Raw genomic sequence first — 19,662 nt, forward strand, 5'->3', positions numbered from 1 at the left:
TGTCGTGACGCCGCCAAAGTCAGCCCAGTTCGCTCTCGCTCTCCGCGCGCAGCACTTCGACGAAAGTCTGCTGGACGGCCGTGCCGAGCCAGTCGGTGCGCACCGTATAGCCGACCTCGCGGCTTGCTCCCGGCAACGCCAGGTCCAGCGCGACCAACTCGCGCCCCGGGTAAGCGTCGCGAATCTGCGCGCGCGAGAGCAGCGTCAGGCAATCGCTTTCCATGAGCATGGCCAGCATCATGGCGAGCGAACTCGTTTCGAGCACCGGAGGCGGCTTGACCGGCAACTGCGCAAAGATCGAATCGATCACCGCGCGGCGCGGTACGTTGTGCTGCGGCATGACCCAGTCGTGGTCGGCGAGATCGGCCAGGGCAACGGTCTTGCGCCGCGCCAGCCGGTGCCCCTTGCGCACGGCTACCACATAGGGGTCCGCAAAGAGCTCCGTTTCCTGCACCGACCCCGCGAGGCGGGGCTCGCGCAGCCCGCCCACGATAATGTCGATCCCGCCGCCGCGCAGTTCGCGCAGCAATTGTGCGTGGGAGCTTTCTTCGACCGTGACGCGTGCGGCGGGGTAACGCTCGCGCAGCCTCTGGATGGCCCGTGCAACGAGGCGCGGCGGCAACAACGGCAAGACGCCAATCGCGACCTTGCCGGTCAGTTGCCCGCGGGCGTACGCCAGTTCGTCCACCGCCTGTGCGACTTCATAGAGCGCAAGGCTCAAACAGCGGGCGAACTCGATGCCCGCGGGGTTCGCCGACACGCTATGCACGCGCCGCCGGTAAAGCGCCACGCCGACGTTCTGCTCGATTTGCCGCGCGGCCCGATGCACCGCGGGCTGCGAGATCCCCAGTGACAGCGCGGCCTCGGCTGCCGAACCCGCTTCGGCGATCGCGATGTGGCAGCGGACCTGCGCGTCGGTCAGGCGGCGGCAGATCTTTGCTGCGTTCGCCCGCGGCTCATCGGTCAGGTTCATCACGGCGCGCTCCATCTGATCGAGCATGCGGCGCACGCGCCGCTGCACGATGAGGCCCTCGCCGGTCAACTCGCTGCCGCCGAAGCCGCGTTCGAACAGTTGACCGCCAAAGCTTGTCTCGAGCTTGTTGATCGCCATGCTGACCGCCGGCTGGGTGCGTCCTGCGCGCACTGCAGCCTGTCCGATTCCACCGGCTTCGCACACCGCATCGAACAGAAAAAGACGCCTTAAACGCGCCAGATCATCGTCCGATGAAGCCTGTCCGTCCGCCCCCATCGCGCCTCCCGATTCACCAATCCAAAACCCTTAGCTTAACGCAAATTTATGGGCTGGGCCTTACTTCCAATTGAGGTCTCGGACCCGATCGCGATTACAGTTACGTTCAATTCAGCAGGGCATTTCCAGTCAGGAGCACTTCATGTCCGTCGTCATCGACACGCACACGCACGCAATTTCCCCGGATAAACAACGCTATCCGCTCGCGCCGGTCGGCGGCCACCAGTCCGAGTGGTCGGCGAAGCGCCCAGTCAGCTTTGAAGGTCTGCTCGCATCGATGGACGAAGCGGGCATCGACCGCGCCGTGGTGGTGCAAGCGTCGACGGTCTACGGCAACGACAATAGTTATGTGGTCGAGGCGGTGCGCAGCCATCCGGACCGTTTCGCCGGCGTATTTTCGATCGACGTGCTGGCGAGCGACGCCGTCGCCCAGATGCAGCGCTGGCTCGACGCGGGTCTCTCCGGTCTGCGTCTTTTCACGACCGGCAGCACGATGCCGGGGCAGGCGGGGTGGCTGGACGACGAGCGCTCGTTCCCGGTTTGGGACTACGCGCAGCGTCACAACGTGTCGATTTGCCTGCAAATGACCGCGCAAGGCATTCCGGCGCTCCTGAACATGCTCGCGCGCTTTCCGGACATCCGCGTGCTGCTCGACCACCTCGCGCGCCCCGAACTCGCCGGGGGCCCGCCCTATGAAGCCGCCGCGCCGCTCTTCAGCCTCGCCTCGCATCACGGCGTGTACCTGAAGCTCACGAACCGCACGATCGCCGAAGCGGGCCGTGGCGCCTCCACGCCGGCCGCGTTTTTCCCGCGCGTGCTCGACGCATTCGGTGCGAACCGCATTGCGTGGGGATCGAATTTTCCGGCTGCGGAAGGCGCGCTGCCGGAGCTGCTCGCCCAAGCTCGCGAGAGCCTCTCCATGCTGCCCGCCGACGCGCAGGAGGCGATTTTCGGCGGCACGGCGCGAACCGTCTATCCGGCGCTCGCCGCCTGATTCGCCGATTTCGTTTGCAACAGGAATACCCGATCGTGAGCACTCCAACGCAACCGCTGGTCTTGAAGGCCGCACTGAAAACCTATCCGCATACGCGAGCGCTGAAAGCGGGCGAATTGACCGATCCGGCGGTCGACCTTCGTTTCGAGGACGTCGAGCCCATTCACCGCGCGTTCGCACCGATGGCGCGCCGCCAGGTGTTCGATGTCAGCGAATTGGCCATCGTCACCTATCTTCAGGCGAAAGCGTACGGCAAACCGGTTGTGCTGCTGCCCGCCGTGGTGGCCGCGCGTTTCCAGCAAGGCTGCCTCATTTACGATGCGCAGCGGGCCAAACCGGACATCGCCCAACTCGCAGGGAAGCGCATCGGTGTGCGTACCTATGCGCAGACCACGGGCATGTGGGTGCGCGCCATTCTCGGTGAAAGGTACGGCGTGCCGCTCGAGAAGATCGAATGGGTGACAATCGAGGGCGGGCATCTGGAAGAGTATGCTGATCCCGCCTTTGTGCGCCGCGCCGAAGCGGGCAAGCAGTTGTTGCCGATGCTTCGTGCGGGCGAGATCGACGCAGCGATCCTCGGCAACGATCTGCCGGAAGGACCGGAATTCAAGCCGCTGATCGACAACGCGGCGGCAGCCGACCTCGAGTGGTACGGGCGTCACCGCTATGTGCCGATCAATCACGTGGTCGTGGTGACGCGTGCGCTGGCGGAGTCGAACCCGCAAGCCGTTCGTGCGGTGTACGACCTGCTCAAGCGCGGCAAGGAATCGGTCGCCGCGGAAAACGCCGGGAAAGCCGACAAGCTGCTGTTCGGCTATGACGCACTGCGCGGGCCGCTCGAAGAAACCCTTGGGTTTTGCGAGCAGCAGGGGCTGCTGCCGCGCAAGCTGACCGTCGATGAAATATTTGCCGACAGTCTGGCCATTCTGGGCGACGCCGCGTACTAATGCGCCATTCGTCCGCTTCACGAGTTTTGAGCGAATCTGAATTCGCCGCAGTCTGTCAAGGAGACACCATGAGCCTGCCGGGCAAATCCACCGCCGCGAAAACGGGGGAATCCAGGGAACGTCGTCCGTTCTATCTCGACCTGTCGTTCCAGGTGCTGGCCGGTATGGCGCTGGGTGTGGCCACGGGGTACTTCTTCCCGAAGTTCGGCATCAATCTGCAACCCGTAGGCGACGCCTTTATCCGCATCATCCAGATGCTGATCGGCCCGATCATTTTCTGTACCGTATGCAGCGGCATTGCGGGCGTGAATGACTTCAAGAAGGTCGGCCGTGTTGCGATCAAGGCGCTCTTCTACTTCGAAGTGGTGACCTCGCTCGCACTGGTGCTGGGCCTCGTGGTCGTCAATGTGCTCAAGCCCGGCGTGGGCATGAATGTGGACTTGCACGGCATTCACTCGGCCGCTGTCGATACCTACGTTGCCAAGGCGCATCACGTCGTCACGACCAGCGAATTTCTGCTCAACGTGATTCCGCATACGGCGATCAGCGCGTTCGCCGGTGGCGACGTGCTGCAGGTGCTGTTCTTCTCGGTGCTGTTCGCGTTCGGGCTGGCCGCAATCGGCGAACGTGCGCAGCCCGCGCTGAATCTGATCGAGTCGGTGTCGGGCGCGCTCTTCTGGATCATCGGGCTGACGATGAAGATCGCGCCGCTCGCCGCGTTCGGTGCGATCGCATTCACGGTCAGCAAATTCGGATTCGGCACGCTGATCTCGCTCGGCAAACTCGTGCTCGAGTTCTATCTGACCTGTGCGCTGTTCATTCTGCTCATTCTCTGGCCGATCGCGAAGGTCAATGGCTTCAGCCTGCTGCGGCTGATGCGCTATATCGGCGCGGAGTTGCTGCTCGTGATCGGTACGAGTTCGTCGGAAACCGTGTTCCCGCAACTGATCGACAAGCTCGAACGCCTGGGCTGCGAGAAGTCGGTGGTCGGTCTGGTTCTGCCGACGGCATACACGTTCAATCACGACGGCACGTGCCTGTATTTCGCCGCCGCGGCGGTGTTCCTCGCGCAGGCTACCAATACGCCGATGAGCTGGCACGATCAGCTCGTCCTGCTCGCTGTGTTGCTGCTCACGTCGAAGGGGGCGGCAGGCGTGTCCGGTGCGGCCATTGCGGTGCTCGCAGCGACGCTTACCGCATCGAACACCATTCCGGTCGAATCCATCGCATTGATTCTCGGCATCCATAAGGCGCTTTCCAGCGGGTTTGTGTTCACCAACATCGTCGGCAATACCGTGGCGACTATCGTTGTCGCGAACTGGGAAAAAGCGCTGGACCGCGTCGCACTGCGCCGGGAACTGAAAACAGGCTTCAAACCCGTTGTCGCCTCGTCGGGACGCCTCAATCAGACCAGCAGCGGTCACGCAGGCAATTAGCCGCATGTGAGCGCGTGCGCTGGCGGAACCGGCGACCCGGTCCCGCCAGCGCGAAGTCACCGTCACGAAGGGTTGAAGTCATGTTATGTAGTTAGTTATACGAATCGTATGGGAGATCTCGCGTATCTCATGCGATGCAAAAAAATCACAATCTTGGAGACATACGATGAAAATAGCCGCGTGGAGAAGCGTTGGGGTTGGACTGTCACTGGCCGCCGGCGCGGTGCCCGCTTATGCACAGAGCAGTGTCCAGATTTATGGCACGGCAGACGGCGGCGTGCGTTACCAGACGAACGCGGTAAAGGGCGGTGGCACGGTGGTGACCATGAATTCGAACGGCTACTACAGTTCGAACAAACTCGGATTCCTGGGCACGGAAGACCTGGGTGACGGGTGGAATGCTCACTTCCGGCTGGAAAGCGGCTTCAACCTTGGCAATGGACAACTGGACAATACGACCAACACCTTGTTCAATCGCCAGTCCTATGTTGGCATCGGAAACAGAAAATACGGGTCGATCGACCTCGGGCGCCAGTACACGATTTCGCACGACATCATCAGCATTTACGACCCGTTCGGCTTTCACTACACGCCGATCCTGCCGCTGACCCAGGCGTCGGACGGCACGCGCAACAACAACGCCATCAAGTACAAGAACGACTTCGGGCCGCTGTTGTTCGAGGTAGACAATTCGTTTGGCGGCGTGGCGGGAAATTTCGCCAGCGGCGCAACGCGCTCGGTCGGCATGAGTTATAGCGCGGGCCCGGTTAGCGTGGGCGGCGTGTACGGACATCGCAGCATTCTGACCGGCACGGCTTATGTTCCGGACAGCTACTACATGGGCGGCGTGGCCTACAGCATCGGTCCGGTTCGGGTGTCGGGCGGCTTCATGTCCGAGGACCTGCAAAACCCCGCCGCACCGCACCAGGTGACAAACAACGCGTTCGGCGGTCTGTCCTGGACGATCTTGCCGAACCTGATTTTCGATGGCGGCTACTACCAGACCACCGTGTCGACCGACAAGGCGAGCCGCCGCGGCATTTCGATCATTTCGCTCGCCTATTTGCTCTCCAAGCGCACGACGCTTTACAGCGCAATCGACTACACGTCGTACAAGCATGCGGTGGTCAGCACCTTGAACCCGGCCGGCGCGTCGAGCCAGACCGCCGTGACCGTTGGCCTGGACGTGCTGTTCTAGCCGCAGTGACACAGCAGGGCGCGTGTAAGACACGCACGCGCCGAATTTCCCAGGAACCCATCATGATCATCGACATCCACGGCCACTACACGACCGCGCCCAAAGCGCTGGAAGCCTGGCGCAACAGGCAGATCGCGGCTATCGGTCAATCGTCGCGCGGCCCGAGTCCCTCCGAGCTGCATATCAGCGACGACGAACTGCGCGACTCGATCGAAACCAACCAGTTGCGACTGATGCGCGAACGCGGGCTCGATCTCACCGTGTTCAGCCCGCGCGCGAGCTTCATGGCGCATCACGTCGGCGACTTCGAGGTGTCGAGCACCTGGGCGGCGATCTGCAACGAGTTGTGCTATCGCGTGAGCGAGTTGTTTCCGCGGCATTTCATTCCCGCCGCGATGTTGCCGCAAAGTCCCGGTGTGGATACGGCGACATGCATTCCCGAACTCGTGAAATGTGTCGAGCAATACGGCAACGTCGCGATCAACCTGAACCCCGATCCTTCCGGCGGGCACTGGACGAGCCCGCCGCTCTCCGACCGCTACTGGTACCCCATCTACGAGAAGATGGTCGAGTACGACATTCCGGCCATGATTCACGTGAGCACGAGCTGCAACGCGTGTTTTCACACCACCGGTGCGCACTATCTCAACGCGGATACGACGGCATTCATGCAATGCCTGACGTCGGACCTGTTTCACGACTTTCCCACGCTGCGTTTCATCATTCCGCATGGCGGCGGTGCGGTGCCGTATCACTGGGGCCGTTTTCGCGGCCTCGCGCAGGAAATGAAAAAGCCGCCGCTGGAAGCGCATCTGCTCAACAACGTGTTTTTCGATACCTGTGTCTATCACCAGCCCGGAATCAATTTGCTAACCGAAGTGATTCCCGTCGACAACATCCTGTTCGCGAGTGAAATGATCGGTGCCGTGCGCGGCATCGACCCATACACGCAGCACTATTTCGACGACACGAAACGCTATATCGAAGCCGCCGACATGACACCCGATCAGCGCTTCAAGATTTACGAAGGCAATGCACGCCGTGTCTATCCGCGGCTGGACGCCGCTCTCACTGCCCAAGGACGTTGACCATGTATGAACCCGGAGTGGTGTATCGCAACATCACGCGTGCGGACAGCCGTGCCGCCGAGGCGCTTGGCGCGCTCGGCAGCGCCACGGTGCACGAAGCGATGGGCCGCAGCGGCCTGCTCAAGCCTTATATGCGGCCGATTTATCCCGGCGCGAGCGCGTCGGGCACCGCCGTCACCGTGCTGCTGCATCCCGGCGACAACTGGATGCTGCATGTGGCCGCCGAACAGATTCGGCCTGGCGACATCGTGGTGGCCGCGCTGAGTGCCGATTGTACGGACGGCTATTTTGGCGATCTGCTCGCCACCAGTTTCAAGGCGCGTGGCGCGCGCGGACTCGTCATCGATGCGGGCGTGCGCGATGTCAACGTGCTGACCGACATGCGCTTCCCGGTATGGAGCCGTGCGATCTCGTCGAAAGGCACGATCAAGGCCACGCTGGGTTCGGTCAATGTGCCGGTGGTTTGCGCGGGCGCGCTGGTCACGCCCGGCGATGTCGTCGTGGCGGATCACGACGGCGTGGTCGTGGTGCCGCAAGCCATGGCGGCGCAAACGCTCGAGAACGCAAGCAGGCGCGAGGCGAACGAAGGTCAGAAGCGCGCTCTGCTCGCCTCCGGTGTACTGGGACTCGACCTATACCAGATGCGCGAGCCGCTGGAAAAACTGGGGCTGCGCTACATCGACTGACCCGCACGGCCAGCAGGCGCAACAGATCCTCCCGCCGTGACGAACAAGAAAAAAGGAAGCAGGAACATGACTGGCCGACGCAAGTTTCTGAAAGAGGCAATCGTTACGGGCACGGCTGCCGTGCTGGCAAAGCCTGGCGCCAGCGCTGCGCAGTCCGCGGCAGACAAGGCCCCGGCGGTGGAGCGCCCGCACGCTGCGCTGGCCGCGGCCGAGACACTGGCGCCTTCGCTCGACGAAGCGCCCGCCGCCGATTCCGCGCACATCGGCAATCCGGGCTCGGATTTCATGGTGGATTTGCTGCGCATCGCCGGTATCGACTATGTGGCGGCCATGCCGGGATCGACCTTTCGCGGCATCCACGAGTCGATCGTCAACTACGCGGGCGACACGCATCCGCAATTGATCGTGTGTACGCACGAGGAGGCGTCCGCGGCGATCGCGCATGGTTACGCGAAAGTCGCGGGCAAGCCCATGGCGTGCCTCGTCCATAGCACGGTCGGGTTGCAGCACGCCTCGATGGCGATCTACAACGCGTGGTGCGACCGTGTGCCCATAATGGTGCTCGCGGGCAATATTGCCGACGCCACGAAGCGCCGCCCTGGCGTGGAGTGGTATCACACGGCGCAGGACCTTGGCGCGCTCGTGCGCGACTATACGAAGTGGGACGATTACCCCGTGTCGCTCCAGCACTACGCCGAGTCGTTCATGCGCGCTTACACGATGTCCGTCACGCCGCCGATGGAGCCCGTGTTGATCGTCGCCGATACCGAACTCCAGGAGCAGCCCATTGCCGATCCGCGCGATATGCGCGTACCGCCGCTGCGCGAAGCCACGCCACCCGTTGGCAGCCCGGATGCGCTCGCGGCGGCCGCGTCGCTCCTGTGCGGCGCGAAAGCGCCGGTCATCGTGGCCGATCGGGCGGTCAGAACGCAGGACGCGATGGACACGCTCGTCCAGATCGCCCAGGCGCTGAACGCACCCGTGATCGATCTGCTCGGGCGCATGAATTTCCCGACCAACCACTACCTCAATCATTCGTCGCATCAGGCGCGGCTGCTCGCTCAGGCGGACGTCATTCTTGCGCTGGAAGTCGCCGATGTCTGGGGATTGACGGCAACGGTGCCCGACACCATTAGCCGCCCCTCGAAGCCGCGCACGAAGGGCGACACCCAGGTCATCAGCATTTCCACGGCCTACCTGTACGGCAAGTCGAACATGCAGGACGCAGAGCGCTATTTCGCGGCCACGTTACCCATAGCCGGTGACGCGCAAGCGTCGTTGCCCGGATTGTTGCGCGCCGTCCTCGCTGCGATGACACCGGCGCAACGCAGCGCCGCCGCCGCACGCGAACAGCCACTGAAACTGGCGTTTGAAAAGATGCGCAATGATGCACGCGAGGCCGCGACGCGCGCATGGGATGGCAGCCCCATCAGCACCGCCCGGCTGTGTCAGGAGGTGTGGAATGTGATCCGGCATGAGGACTGGGCAATGGTCTCGCCGCCCAACCCGATCAGCATGTGGCCGCAACGGCTATGGGATTTCACGAAGACCTGGCAGTTCATCGGTTCCGGCGGCGGCTACGGCGTTGGCTATGGCGCACCCGCCGCCGTCGGCGCAGCGCTCGCGCATCGCGACGCTGGCCGTATCGCGGTCAATATCCAGACCGACGGCGATTTGATGGTGCTGCCGGGCGCCCTCTGGACGGCAGCGCATCATCGCCTTCCGTTGCTCACCGTGATGCACAACAATCGCGCCTGGCATCAGGAGACCATGCATATCCAGCGCATGGCGAGCCGCCGCGACAGGCATCCGGAAAGAGGGACCATCGGCACCGTGCTTCACGATCCGCCAATCGACTACGCCGCAATGGCGCGAAGCATGGGCATGTGGGCCGAGGGCCCGATATCGGAGCCCGCCGATCTCGGACCGGCACTCGCACGCGCGATGGAACAGGTCAAAAGCGGCAAGCCTGCACTCGTCGATGTGCTGACTCAACCCAGATAACCGAGGTGCCGATGAAAGTGCATGACCGTTCAACCGTGCGCGCGGCAATGACACTTGCAGCAGCGATTGGCTGCGCATGGCCGATTGCGTCGCGCGCCGATGCGAATGCCGAAATCGAGGCCGGGCGCGCGCTATACATGCAGAAGGGCTGCTACGAATGCCACGGCATGTTCGGGCAAGGCAGTATCACGACCGGACCTGCGCTGGCGCCGCATCCGATACCGCTGTCGGCCATGCAGGCTTATGTGCGCAATCCCAAAGGCCAGATGCCGGTCTTCAGCGCAAAGATTCTCTCCGATGACGATATTGCACGCATTCACGCGTATCTCGCGTCGGTGCCGCAGAATCCGCCTGCCGACAGCATTGCGTTATTGAGCAACGGAGCGTCTTTAGGAAGCCACCCCAGCAGCGAAGCATCGGTTGCCAAGCCGTCTGAGCGAGGCCCATCGATCTATGCAGCGAATTGTGCCGCGTGCCATGGCCAGAGCGGAGAGGGCGGAATCGGTCCTGCGCTGATCGGCATTTCGAGCCGCTTTCAAATATCGGATATCGAAGCGCGTATTCGGGAACCAACCGGCATCATGCCCACATTGTTTCCCGCGCCTCTCAATGCTGGAGATGTGCGGGAGGTCGCACGTTATGTGGCGTCCTTGAAGGGCTCGCAATAAGGTGCCCCGTATCGGGAATATGCGCGATCGGTCAGCACGTGGAACTGACCGTGTTTCCCACCGTTCGCGCATCGTGACCGCATTCACGATGCACATTAATTCGACATGCGAATTTTGTGCACAGATCAATCTATGACGACCCGGCGCGAAAACGTCGGCATTCTACGAATTTCGTTCAGCACCCAGATCGCACGGGACGAGAGCGGCCACTCGGCACGATGGATCAGCCACAAGGTATCGACGACTGGCGCGCCACATTCGATCACGCGAATGGCGCGTGCCTGTGCGAACGCTTCACGCGCGTGCCGGGGAATCACCGTAAATCCCAGTCCGCGCGCAACAGGTTCGAGGATCAACGAGATCTGGTTACTGAACCCATGCTGCGGCAGGCTCAGCACGCCCGGATTGGCGGGAAAGTGGCGGGCCAGGAGTCGTGTGGCCATGGCTTGTCCGTCCGGATGATCGATAAAGCCCAGCCGCTCGAGATCCGCCCAGCCTTTCACGTCCTCACCGGCAGGAACCACGAGCTCGAGCGGCTCCTCGGCGAAGGGTTCGGCGGCAAGGCGTGCGTCGTCGGGCCGGAGCGTGACGAGGCCGAGTTCGTATCGCTTGTCGAGCACCGCTTCGCGCGTTTCGGGATCGGGCGCGAACCGATGGCGGATCACGAGGCCCGGATGGGCCCGTTGCAAATCGAGCAGCAACGGATAAAGCGCCAGTCCCACGCTGCCCGGCGTGATGAGGCTGACTTCGCCGCTGTCGACCGTGGCGTCGGACAGCCGCGCCTGCAGACGCTTATGTGACGCTTCGACCTCGTTGTAGTAGTCGAGCAGCGCGGCCCCGGCCGGCATCAGTTCGAACTGGCGACCGCGCCGGATCAGCAGCGGTCCCAATTGTGCCTCGAGGTGCTGCACGTGCTGGCTGACGGCTGCCTGCGTCAGTCCCAGCTGGTTGGCGGCGCGCGTGAAGCCGCCCAGTTCCGCCACGCAAGCGAACGAGCGCAGCCATTGGGGGTTGAGCATAACGAATTCTTATCCAATCGATAAGAATGCATTAGAGCAGATTTTAGCGGACAGGGGCTACGCTTGTGGGATCGACGTTTCAGGAGCTTTGATCATGTCTCGACCCTATCCGCGCAGTTTTTCCCACATTGGTCTTTCCGTGACCGACCTCGACGCCGCCGTCCGCTTCTATACCGATGTGATGGGGTGGTATCTGATCATGCCGCCGACCACGATCACGGAGGACGACAGTGCGATCGGCGTGATGTGCACCGACGTGTTTGGTGCGGGCTGGGGTTCGTTCCGCATTGCGCACCTTTCGACGGGGGACCGTATCGGCGTGGAAATCTTCGAGTTCCGCAACGCGCAGAAGCCTGAGAACAACTTCGAGTACTGGAAGACGGGCGTCTTTCATTTCTGCGTTCAGGACCCGGATGTGGAGGGGCTGGCCGCAAAGATCGTCGCCGCCGGCGGCAAGCAGCGCATGCCGGTGCGCGAATATTTCCCGGGCGAGAAGCCCTACCGGATGGTCTACATGGAAGACCCGTTCGGCAACATCCTGGAAATCTACAGCCATAGCTACGAGTTGACCTACTCGGCCGGCGCCTACCAGCAATGACAGGGCCGGGCATGCATGGCGCGACGCAACGCGCGGAGCACCGGGCGTGGACCTGGCACACCAGCCCGGAGCCGCTGGGCCTGAAACTGGCGCGGGTTCCTGTGCCGGTTCCTGCGGCGGGCCAGGTCCTCGTGCGTAATGCTGCGATCGGGCTGAATCCGGTCGACTGGAAAGTGCTGGGCGGCGCGCTCGTGAACTGGCAGGCAGGCCACGTGCCGGGCGTCGATGGCGCTGGCGAAGTGGTGGCGCTCGGCGAGGGCGTCAGCGCTGACCGACTCGGCCAACGCGTGGCCTATCACACGAGTCTGCATCGCGACGGCAGCTTCGCGGAGCACACGCTGGTGGACGCGCGAGCGCTACTGTGTCTCCCCCATGCGCTCGACTTCGAAACGGCAGCGAGCTTCCCCTGTCCGGCGCTGACCGCCTGGCTCGCGATCGACAAGGTGCCGGTGAAGCCCGGGCAGCCGCTGCTCGTGAGCGGTGCAGGCGGCGCGGTCGGACAGTACGTGATTCAACTCGCCGCCGCGCGTGGCTTTGCCGTGACCGCCATGGCCAATGCTCGGCATCGGGACCGTCTGCTTGCGCTCGGGGCGAAAGATTGCGTCGACGGGACGCTACCCGATGGTGAAGCATGGACGGGTGGCCGGCGTTATTTCGCAGTCCTCGACACGGTCAGCGGCGATCACGCCACGCGTATGGCGGCCGCGCTGCGGGCCAACGGTCATCTGGTCTGCATCCAGGACCGCGTGCCGCAATGGCCGTGCGAGCCATTCGGTTTGACGTTGTCGATGCACGAAGTGGCGTTGGGTGCGCTGCACGTGCATGGCGACGACGGTGCATGGTTGCAGTTGCGGCGCGCGGGCGAACGGATGCTGGGTGAAGTGTCCGAGGGACGCATGCAGCCACAGGGTCGCGTCGTGCACAAGTTCGACGAGCTGGCCCAACTGCTCGATACGCTGAGGAACCGGAATTTCTCCGGTAAACCGGTGATCCGCGTGTCGTAGTCGCCATCACTCGACCGCAAGGAGAATTCGATGGATGTTCGAGTCACAGAAGTTCTGGCGCTGTACCACGCCCGTATGCAGCAAGAGCGCAGCCAGCCGCGAGTCGAAGCGCCCGGCGGGCGCGACGGTGGTCACGACCAGCGCATGCGGGCCGTTTCGCCGGAAGCCGGGCAACTGCTCAACATTCTCGTGAAGAGTCTTGCTGAACCCGTCATCCTCGAACTCGGCACCTCGTTCGGGTATTCCGGCATCTGGCTGGCCGAAGCGGCGCGCGCCAGCGGTGGCCGGCTCATCACGATGGAGCTGCACGACTACAAGTCGCACTACGCCCAGGACATGGCGGCGAAAGCGGGGCTCGCGGACTGGATCGACTTCCGGATCGGCGACGCCGTGCAGCTGATCGGCGAGCTTGCGGGTAAGGTCGACTTCGTGTTCGTGGACCTGTGGAAGGATCTCTACGTGCCTTGCCTCGAAGCGTTCTATCCGAAGCTCAATCCCGGCGCGATCGTCGTCGCGGACAACATGCTGCGCCCCGGGTCCGAGGACGTGCGCGCCTACGGGCAGGCAATTCGCGCGAAGCCCGGCATGCGCAGCGTGCTGCTGCCTGTGGGCACCGGCATGGAGGTCAGCCGCTACGAAGCCGGCTTCTGACGATAGCCGGCATGCCTCGATGTAGCGATCGGACCCGTTCTCCGCCGTTCCTAATTTCTTGCGAATTTGATTTGCATAATGCCGCAATCGGGCGTGGACCGCGCTCTCGGTATTAAGGCCTTTCCTATGCAAATCCTGCTTTCCGTGCCTCGTTGGACCAGCGTTCTGTTTCTGGCTTGTGCGTTGGCGGCGTGTTCGCACGAGCAAAAGAGCGCTCAGAAAAAAGTTCAGACGGTGTCCGTGGAAACGGTCAAAACCGTGCCTTTTGCGCAGTCTGCGTCGCTGCCAGGGCGTGCGACGTCGTTCCTGACCTCGCCGGTCACGCCTCAAGTGACCGGCGTGATCCAGAAGCGTCTGTTCACCGAAGGCAGCGTGGTGCACGAAGGCCAGGTGCTCTATCAGATCGATCCCGCGCCGTATCAGGCGACCTACGACGCCGACAAGGCCAACCTCGAAAAAGCGCAGGCGGCACTGCTGTCGGCCCGGCCGATCGCCGAGCGCGACCGCTCTCTGGCCGCCATCGACGCGATCAGCAAGGAAACGCTCGAAGACGCGGAAGCGACGCTCAAGCAGGACGAGGCGACGATCGACGAGGACAAGGCCGCGCTGGAAAGCGCGCGCATCAATCTCAACTACACGCGCGTGACGGCGCCCGTGACGGGCACGATCAGCGCGTCGACCTATACGCCCGGCGCGCTGGTGACGGCGGACCAGACCACGGCGCTGGCGACCATCTACGCCTACGACCCGATGTATCTCGACGTCACCGAGTCCAGTACGGACGTGCTCGCGCTGCGCAAAAAGCTCGCGAGCGGCGCCTACAAGACCGACGCGAACGGCAACGCCAAAGTCAGGATCACGCTGGAGGACGGCACCGCCTACGCACACGAAGGCACGCTGCAATTCGCGGGCGTGGGCGTCGATGAAACCACGGGCACCGTGACGTTGCGCGTGATCGTGCCGAATCCGGAAAAGCTGCTGTTGCCGGGCGAATATCTGCACGCCGTCATCGATCAGGGCATCAACGAAAACGCAATCCTCGTGCCGCAACAGGCGGTGGCCCACGATCAGCGCGGCAACGCGACGGCGCTGATCGTCGACGGCGAGAACAGGATCGAGCAGCGTACGCTGATGCTCGAGGGCACGGCGAACAACAACGAGTGGGTCGTGACGGGCGGCCTCGCGGCGGGCGAGCGCATCGTCGTCGCCGGGTCGCAGTTCGTGAGCGTCGGCGATACGGTGAAGGCGGTTGAGGCATCCGAATCCAGTCAGGAAGCCGCGGCCGACGCGGCGTCCACGCCCGTGGCGAACTGAGGAGCGAAAGCATGCGTATCGCTCATTTCTTTATCGATCGGCCGGTTTTTGCGTGGGTGCTCGCGATTCTGGTGTCGTTGGCCGGCGCGTTTGCGATCACGCAATTGCCGCTCGACCAGTATCCGGACATCGCCCCGCCGACCATCCAGATCACCGCGACCTATAACGGCGCGTCTGCGCAGACCAATCAGGATGCGGTCGTGCAGGTCATCGAACAGCAGATGGTCGGGCTCGACAATCTGATGTACATGTCCTCGTCAGCGAACTCCGAGGGCAATATCTCGATCAAGCTGACGTTCTCGGCGGGCACGAATCCGGACACCGCGCAGGTGCAGGTGCAGGACCAGCTCCAGTCGGCCAATGCGCTGCTGCCGGAAGAGGTGCAGGAAAGCGGCGTGACGGTGCGCAAGGCGTCGCCCGATACCTTCCTCGTCTTCAACCTCGTGTCCGAGGACGGCAAGATGAGCAAGGCGGCCATTGCCGACTACCTGTACAGCAACCTCGAAGAGCAGATCGAGCGCCTGCCGGGCGTCGGCCAGGCGCAGCAGTTCGGGTACGAATACGCGATGCGGATCTGGCTCGATCCGAACAAGCTGCAAAAGTACGCGCTGATGCCCTCCGACGTCGTCACGGCGATCGACGCGCAGAACACCGACGTGGCGGCGGGCGAAGTCGGCAATACGCCGGCGGTCAAGGGCCAGGAACTCGACGCGACGATCACGGCGCGCAGCCGCCTGACGACCGCACAGCAGTTCCGGGACATCGTGCTCAAGACCGGGACCAATGGCTCGCAGGTGCTGCTTGGCGACGTCGCGCGCGTCTCGCTCGGCCCGCAGGCCTACACGGTGGAAACCAACTTCAACAACAAGCCTGCTTCGGGTCTGGGTCTGCAACTCGCGCCGGGTGCGAACGAAGTGCAGGTCGACAAGGAAGTGCACGCCTTCCTGAGCAAGCGCGCAGCAAGCTTTCCGGCGGGGCTGAAGGTCGAATATCCCTACGAGATGGTGCCGTTCATCAAGACCTCCATCGAGGAAGTGGTGAAGACGCTCGCCGAGGCCATCGTGCTCGTGGTCGCGATCATGTTCCTGTTCCTGCAGAACCTGCGCACCACGCTGATTCCGGCCATTGCGGTGCCGGTCGTGCTGCTCGGCACCTTCGGCATCCTGGACGTGCTGGGTTATTCGATCAACATGCTGACGATGTTCGGCGTGGTGCTCGCGATCGGCCTGCTGGTGGACGACGCGATCGTCGTGGTCGAGAACGTCGAGCGCCTCATGACAGAAGAGCACCTCTCGCCGCGCGACGCGACGAAGAAGTCGATGACGGAAATCAGCAGCGCGCTGGTCGCCATTGCGATGGTGCTCTCCGCCGTGCTGTTGCCGATGGCGTTCTTCGGCGGCTCGACCGGCATCATTTATCGTCAGTTTTCGGTGTCCGTGGTTTCGGCGATGGCGCTTTCCGTGGTGGTGGCGTTGACGTTCACGCCCGCGCTGTGCGCAACGATTCTGAAAGACGGGCACGAGAAGCCCAAGGGCCGGTTCTTCAGCAGCTTCAATCGCGGCTTCGACGCCTCGACGAGCAAGTACCGCCGCGCCGTCGACAAGATGCTCCACCATCGCAAGCCCGCGATTATCGTCTACGCGTTGCTCGTTGTGGGCGCTGGGCTGCTGTTCGTGCGGTTGCCGACGTCGTTTCTGCCGACCGAGGATCAAGGCGTGCTGATGGTGACGGTGACCGCGCCCGTTGGCGCAACGCGCGAGCGCACTGAAGCGACGATGGCGAAAGTCGAAGACTATCTGCTCAAACAGCCGGCCGTGTCCGAGGTGTTCAACGTCGCCGGTTACGCGGTCGGCAGTAACGGCCAGAACGTCGGCATGATGTGGGTGAAGCTCAAGGACTGGAGCCAGCGCACAGCGGTCAACGACACGGCGCAGGGCTTCGTCGCCAAGGCTTCGCGCGATCTGTCGCAGCAGATTCGCGACGCCAAGGTGTTCGTGCTGCAACCGCCGACGGTGCGCGGGCTGGGTATCAGTTCGGGCTTCGATATGCAGCTCGTCGATGAAGGCGGTCTTGGTCACACGGCGCTGGCCGCCGCGCGCGACAAGCTCATCAGGATGGCGAATCAAAGCGGCGTTGTGCGTCAGGTGCGCTTCAACGGTCTGGCCGACACGCCGCAACTGTCGCTCGACATCGACGACCACAAGGCGAGCGCAATGGGACTCACGCTCAGCGACGTCAACACGACGATCGAAGACGCGCTGGGTGGCGAATATGTCGACGAATTCCTCGATAACCAGCGCATCAAGAAGGTCTACGTGCAGGGCGACGCGCCTTTTCGCATGACGCCGGAGTCGCTGGAACAATGGTACGTGCGCAATGCGTCGGGCACGATGGTGCCGTTCTCCGCGTTCGCGACTTCGCACTGGACCTTCGGGCCGCCCGAACTCGACCGCTACAACGCCGAATCGTCGTTCGAGATTGTCGGCGATCCGGCGCCCGGCGTGAGTTCCGGTCAGGCGATGAAAACCATGGCGGATCTCGTGGCCAAACTGCCCAAGGGTATCTCGTTCGCGTGGACGGGGCTGTCGTATCAGGAGCAGTTGTCAGGCGGGCAGGCGCCGTATCTTTACGCGGTTTCCGTGCTGTTCGTATTCCTGTGTCTCGCAGCGCTCTATGAAAGCTGGTCGGTGCCGCTGGCCGTGCTGCTGATCGTGCCGCTCGGGCTGTTTGGCGCGGCGCTCGGCACGACGCTGCGCGGTCTGTCCAACGATGTTTACTTCCAGGTGGGGCTGCTCGTGACGGTGGGCCTGTCGTCGAAAAACGCGATTCTGATCGTTGAATTCGCCACGATGCTCGAAAAGCAGGGCGCCAGCACGCTCAAGGCCGTCGAGCAGGCGGTCGCATTGCGGATTCGGCCGATCATCATGACCTCGCTGGCGTTTCTGCTCGGCGTCGCGCCGCTGGTCGTGGCGACCGGTGCGGGCGCGGCCGCGCGCCAGTCGATCGGCACGGGTGTGTTCGGCGGGACACTGGTTGGCACGGTACTCGCCATTTTCTTCACGCCGCTGTCGTATTTCATGGTGCGCAAGCTGAGCGGCAAGGGCGGCTCGCCAGGCGGCCGCGGTGGTCCGGGTGGTCGTGGCGGGGCCGGTGCGCCCGAAGGCGATTCGGGTTCGACGGGCGCGCAAGCTCAGGCGGGCGTCCCGGAGCACGCTGCGCAGGAAACCGCAGAGAGCGAGGCATATGCGTTGTCGGTGAACGGAGGTGAGGCATGAAGCGCGCAGTCCACTGGATGCTGGCCGGCGCGGCCGCCGCGGCGCTGAGCGCGTGTATCGACCTCTCGCCCTCGTATCAGCGGCCCGCCGCGCCGGTCGCGGCGGCGTGGCCGGAGGCAGCCTCTGCGCCAGCGTCCGGCACGGCCGCTGCCGATATCGGCTGGCGTACGTTCTTCGTCGATCCGCGCCTGCAACGCACGATCGCGCTCGCGCTGACGAACAACCGCGACCTGCGTATCGCAATTCTCGACATCGAAAAGGAGCGCGCGGAGTACCGGATCGAGCGGGCTTCGCTGTTTCCGGAAATCGACCTTGGCGGCTCCGAAGACGCTGGTCGCACGCCCACCTCCGTGAGCCGGGCGCAATCCGGCGAGTCGGCCACGACGAGCGGCGCGACGGGCAAGACCTCACATATCTACAGCGCGAGTCTGGGCTTTACCTCGTACGAACTCGATCTGTTCGGACGCGTGCGCAATCTGAGCAAGGCAGCGTTGGAGACCTACCTCTCGTCGATCGAAACACGCCGCAGCACGCAGATCAGCCTGGTTTCGGATGTGGCGAGCGACTGGCTGACGCTGGCCTCGGACAAACGCCTGCTGGTGATCGCACAGGAAACCTTGACGAGCCAGCAGCGCACGTTCGATCTGGTGGATCGCGAGCATGCACTCGGTGCGGCGAGCGCGCTCGACGTCGAGCAGGCGCAGGCGAGTCTGCAATCCGCGCGCAACTCAGTCGCGCAGGCGCAGACCACGGCGGCACAGTCGCGCAACGCGCTCGAACTCGTCGTGGGCGCACGTGTGCCGGACGCCGATCTGCCGGATGCGCAGGTCGATCCGGTCTCCAGCATCTCGACAATTCCCGCGGGCATTCCATCGTCCGTGCTGCAGCGTCGCCCCGACGTGCTGGCTGCCGAACACACGTTGAAGGCCGATAACGCCGACATTGGCGCCGCGCGTGCCAACTTTTTCCCGACCATCAGCCTGACTGCCGCGCTGGGTTTCGAAAGTCCCGCTCTGGCGCAGCTTTTCACGGGCGGCAATCGCAGCTGGTCGTTCGAGCCTTCGGCGGTCATTCCAATCTTCAATGCCGGCGAGAATCGCGCCACGCTCGACGCCGCCAAGGTGACCGTGAAAATCGATATCGCGACCTACGAGAAGACGATTCAAACCGCCTTCGAGGAAGTGGCGAACGCGCTGGCCACGCGCGAGACCATCGACGAACAGCTCGACGCCCAGACGCGCACAGTGAAGGCCGATCAGCACGCCTACGACCTGACGATGGCGCTTTACCAGCAGGGCGGCGACAGCCTGATCGACGCGCTGACGCAACAGCGCTTGCTGTATTCTGCGCAGCAATCGCTGGTTGCCACGCAGCTTTCGGCGCAAACCAGTCTCATCACGCTTTACGCGGCGTTGGGCGGTGGTCTCGATCCCGCGGATTCCGGTGACGCGACGGCCGCTGCGGGCCAGCACTAAGGAGCATGAAGACGCACTGAGTGGCGTCTGCCGAGGTAGATATGATGTCCGGACGT

16 protein-coding genes are annotated in these 19,662 nt (G+C 63.4%); 14 read left to right on the plus strand and 2 right to left on the minus strand.

Annotated elements, in window-relative coordinates; genetic code table 11:
• Nucleotides 1-19: 19 nt before the first annotated feature.
• Nucleotides 20-1,249 (minus strand): LysR family transcriptional regulator, encoded by a 1,230-nt coding sequence (locus U5A57_RS34870; protein ID WP_321916212.1) that lies wholly within the window; start codon nucleotides 1,247-1,249, stop codon nucleotides 20-22.
• A 142-nt stretch (nucleotides 1,250-1,391) separates the two neighbouring features.
• Here U5A57_RS34870 and U5A57_RS34875 point away from each other — a divergent pair, with 142 nt between their 5' ends.
• From U5A57_RS34875 to U5A57_RS34910, 8 genes are all read left to right on the plus strand, one after another.
• Entirely contained in the window at nucleotides 1,392-2,243 is an 852-nt protein-coding gene (locus U5A57_RS34875) for an amidohydrolase family protein (RefSeq protein ID WP_321916213.1), read from the plus strand.
• 35 nt (nucleotides 2,244-2,278) lie between these two features.
• Entirely contained in the window at nucleotides 2,279-3,190 is a 912-nt protein-coding gene (locus U5A57_RS34880) for a hypothetical protein (RefSeq protein WP_321916214.1), read from the plus strand.
• 68 nt (nucleotides 3,191-3,258) lie between these two features.
• Nucleotides 3,259-4,626, plus strand: a complete 1,368-nt coding sequence (gene dctA, locus U5A57_RS34885) for a C4-dicarboxylate transporter DctA (RefSeq protein WP_321916215.1) — start codon at nucleotides 3,259-3,261, stop codon at nucleotides 4,624-4,626.
• Between the two features lie 166 nt (nucleotides 4,627-4,792).
• Entirely contained in the window at nucleotides 4,793-5,824 is a 1,032-nt protein-coding gene (locus U5A57_RS34890) for a porin (RefSeq protein WP_321916216.1), read from the plus strand.
• A gap of 62 nt (nucleotides 5,825-5,886) precedes the next feature.
• Nucleotides 5,887-6,912 (plus strand): amidohydrolase family protein, encoded by a 1,026-nt coding sequence (locus U5A57_RS34895; RefSeq protein ID WP_321916217.1) that lies wholly within the window; start codon nucleotides 5,887-5,889, stop codon nucleotides 6,910-6,912.
• Nucleotides 6,913-6,914: 2 nt separating this feature from the next.
• Entirely contained in the window at nucleotides 6,915-7,598 is a 684-nt protein-coding gene (ligK, locus tag U5A57_RS34900; protein ID WP_321916218.1) for a 4-carboxy-4-hydroxy-2-oxoadipate aldolase/oxaloacetate decarboxylase, read from the plus strand.
• 66 nt (nucleotides 7,599-7,664) lie between these two features.
• Nucleotides 7,665-9,602, plus strand: coding sequence for a thiamine pyrophosphate-binding protein (locus tag U5A57_RS34905; RefSeq protein WP_321916219.1), 1,938 nt, complete (start codon nucleotides 7,665-7,667; stop codon nucleotides 9,600-9,602).
• A 47-nt stretch (nucleotides 9,603-9,649) separates the two neighbouring features.
• Nucleotides 9,650-10,270 (plus strand): cytochrome c, encoded by a 621-nt coding sequence (locus U5A57_RS34910; RefSeq protein WP_321916242.1) that lies wholly within the window; start codon nucleotides 9,650-9,652, stop codon nucleotides 10,268-10,270.
• 125 nt (nucleotides 10,271-10,395) lie between these two features.
• Here U5A57_RS34910 and U5A57_RS34915 read toward each other — a convergent pair whose 3' ends face one another.
• Nucleotides 10,396-11,289 carry a LysR family transcriptional regulator gene (locus tag U5A57_RS34915; RefSeq protein ID WP_321916220.1) on the minus strand — a complete coding sequence of 298 codons (894 nt, stop codon included), beginning with the start codon at nucleotides 11,287-11,289 and terminating at the stop codon, nucleotides 10,396-10,398.
• A 94-nt stretch (nucleotides 11,290-11,383) separates the two neighbouring features.
• Here U5A57_RS34915 and U5A57_RS34920 point away from each other — a divergent pair, with 94 nt between their 5' ends.
• The 6 genes from U5A57_RS34920 to U5A57_RS34945 all read left to right on the plus strand — a co-directional run bounded on the left by U5A57_RS34920 (nucleotide 11,384) and on the right by U5A57_RS34945 (nucleotide 19,606).
• Nucleotides 11,384-11,887, plus strand: a complete 504-nt coding sequence (locus U5A57_RS34920) for a lactoylglutathione lyase family protein (protein WP_321916221.1) — start codon at nucleotides 11,384-11,386, stop codon at nucleotides 11,885-11,887.
• Nucleotides 11,888-11,898: 11 nt separating this feature from the next.
• Entirely contained in the window at nucleotides 11,899-12,891 is a 993-nt protein-coding gene (locus tag U5A57_RS34925) for a zinc-binding dehydrogenase (protein ID WP_321916222.1), read from the plus strand.
• A 30-nt stretch (nucleotides 12,892-12,921) separates the two neighbouring features.
• Nucleotides 12,922-13,542 carry an O-methyltransferase gene (locus tag U5A57_RS34930; RefSeq protein ID WP_321916223.1) on the plus strand — a complete coding sequence of 207 codons (621 nt, stop codon included), beginning with the start codon at nucleotides 12,922-12,924 and terminating at the stop codon, nucleotides 13,540-13,542.
• A 240-nt stretch (nucleotides 13,543-13,782) separates the two neighbouring features.
• Complete coding sequence (locus tag U5A57_RS34935) at nucleotides 13,783-14,856, plus strand: efflux RND transporter periplasmic adaptor subunit (RefSeq protein WP_321916224.1); 1,074 nt, start codon at nucleotides 13,783-13,785, stop codon at nucleotides 14,854-14,856.
• 17 nt (nucleotides 14,857-14,873) lie between these two features.
• On the plus strand, nucleotides 14,874-18,131 hold the full coding sequence (locus U5A57_RS34940) for an efflux RND transporter permease subunit (RefSeq protein ID WP_415774695.1): 3,258 nt from the start codon (nucleotides 14,874-14,876) through the stop codon (nucleotides 18,129-18,131).
• The gene (locus U5A57_RS34945; protein WP_321916226.1) at nucleotides 18,128-19,606 is read left to right on the plus strand and encodes an efflux transporter outer membrane subunit; all 1,479 of its coding nucleotides are present in this window, start codon (nucleotides 18,128-18,130) and stop codon (nucleotides 19,604-19,606) included. Before U5A57_RS34940 ends, U5A57_RS34945 begins: the two co-directional genes overlap by 4 nt.
• Nucleotides 19,607-19,662: the final 56 nt, after the last annotated feature.

This window comes from Paraburkholderia sp. J11-2 (assembly GCF_905220185.1).
Classification (GTDB): domain Bacteria; phylum Pseudomonadota; class Gammaproteobacteria; order Burkholderiales; family Burkholderiaceae; genus Paraburkholderia.